Consider the following 1792-nt stretch of genomic DNA (forward strand, 5'->3'; position numbering starts at 1 on the left):
GCACCCGCCAACGCCCCACCACCGCGCCAGGCTGGAGCGCCCCCGGGAACACCTGTGACCCTTCCTGACCCATGGACCCCCATGGTCGCATGAACTTCACTCAACCTGGAAGGTCACCCGAGGCAAGATGCTGGAGGCAACCCTGGGGCCGTGTGTTCCTACGTCAGGAAGTCTCGCCTCGTGGCGCCGGGCGGAATGCTCCCAACGGAACACGTTGATGGTGACTGAATTGTGACATGCACAAAGCGCGTATCAGGCCGGTGGTGTCAGACGGATTTGATGTATTAAGCCGCGTCTCATCGCAGCACCCCCCCCTCATTCAGGAGTCCCTGATGCGTCGTCTTGGCTCAGCCCTTCTCGCCGTGAGCATGCTCGTGGGTTGCGGTGCCGGTTCCGAAGCTGGAACCTCCCCCGAGTCCGGCTCCACCACCCCGTCCGCCGAGCAGCAGCAGCAGGCCCCCATCCTCACGACGACGAACGTCGACGTGGCCATCGAGTGCTCGGGCATCCTCGAGTTCGCGAACACGGCGTCGTACTCGCTCCTCGACCGCTACCTGCCCAGCAACGTGGTCACCAACATCGTGAACCGCCGCGCCACCGCGCCGTTCACGTCGCTGGCGGACCTGTCCACCGTGCCGCTCGTCGGCCCGGCCCGGCTCAAGCAGCTGGAGGGCGGCGCCCGGACGATGGACTTCATCGACGCGGACTGTGTCGGCATCCTGGACGGCATCGCCATCTCCCGTGACGACCAGGCCGCCATCGTCGCGCTGGTGAACAGCATCGACGACTCGGAGCTGCACGACGTCCTGCCGGACGCGTGGAACGGCGCCGTCAACCTGCTCAACGCGCGCCCCTTCACCACCGCGCAGCAGATCGCCGACACGGCGGGCATCGGTGACGTGAGCTTCCGCAACATCCGCAACTCCGCCACCCTGAGCCGTCCGCTGGAGGCGCTCTTCACCGCCATCAACGCCATCCCCAGCAACGGCTCCTACGGCGCCACCGTGAAGCGCCACTTCGACTGGTGGAACATCGCCATCGAGCAGCACGCCTACCGTGACCAGAAGGAGTGTTTCGGCCTGGAGCCGACCAGCATCCCGTACGGCGCCTCTGTCCGCCCGAACCTGGCCGACGCCGCCGAGGTTCGCGCCGCGGTCGCGAGCGCCTTCGCCTACGTCAACGGCAACTCCCACATCTCCGCCTCGGTTCGTGACGCGGGCTTCGCGAACCTGGACGCGCTGACCCAGGGCCGCTCCTTCAAGGGCTGCACCATCACCTACGAGAAGGACCCCTGGAGCCGCAACACCGTCCACATCTACGTGGACACCGCGAACGGCTTCAGCGTGATGACCAACACCTGGTGGGCGGAGTAGTCCCTTCCACCTGACGTCCCTTCCGTCCCGAAGCCCCGGGTTCCCTCATGGAGCCCGGGGCTTTGTCGTGTCCGGAAGCAGGCAGGCCGCTGGCGGGCAGGCATCCGGCGCGGGAAGGAAACCGTGCATCCCCGCGTGTCTATGGGTATAGACACGCCCCATGTGCCCCCTGGTGAACACGAAGGACCTGATTGACGCCCAGGAGGTGGCGGGCCTCCTGCGCCTTGCCCACCCCAACAGCGTCAGCACGTACCTGCGTCGCTATCCGGACATGCCCCGTCCGGTGCTCGACCTGGGCGCCGGGCGCCCGCGCCTCTGGCTCAAGCCCCAGATGCTCCGCTGGGCCCTCGCCCGCCAGGCCGCCGCCAACACCGACACAAGCTCCCGAGGCTCCCGATGACCACCGCCACCCCCCGAAC

At 67.3% G+C, this 1792-nt stretch carries 2 protein-coding genes; both read left to right on the plus strand.

Annotated features, from left to right (window positions below; all coding sequences use genetic code 11):
- Positions 1 to 332 precede the first annotated feature (332 nt).
- Positions 333 to 1373 carry a helix-hairpin-helix domain-containing protein gene (locus D7V80_RS40875; protein ID WP_120593134.1) on the plus strand — a complete coding sequence of 347 codons (1041 nt, stop codon included), beginning with the start codon at positions 333 to 335 and terminating at the stop codon, positions 1371 to 1373.
- 160 nt (positions 1374 to 1533) lie between these two features.
- Positions 1534 to 1773, plus strand: coding sequence for a hypothetical protein (locus D7V80_RS40880; protein ID WP_014393167.1), 240 nt, complete (start codon positions 1534 to 1536; stop codon positions 1771 to 1773).
- Positions 1774 to 1792: the final 19 nt, after the last annotated feature.

The sequence above is a fragment of the Corallococcus sp. CA054B genome (genome assembly GCF_003611625.1).
GTDB classification, from domain to species: Bacteria; Myxococcota; Myxococcia; order Myxococcales; family Myxococcaceae; genus Corallococcus; species Corallococcus coralloides.

What these genes read in the sequence shown, in the direction of transcription:
- D7V80_RS40875 (WP_120593134.1), top strand. Translation starts at nt 333, where the DNA reads ATGCGTCGTCTTGGCTCAGCCCTTCTCGCCGTGAGCATGCTCGTGGGT.
- D7V80_RS40880 (WP_014393167.1), top strand. Translation starts at nt 1,534, where the DNA reads ATGTGCCCCCTGGTGAACACGAAGGACCTGATTGACGCCCAGGAGGTG.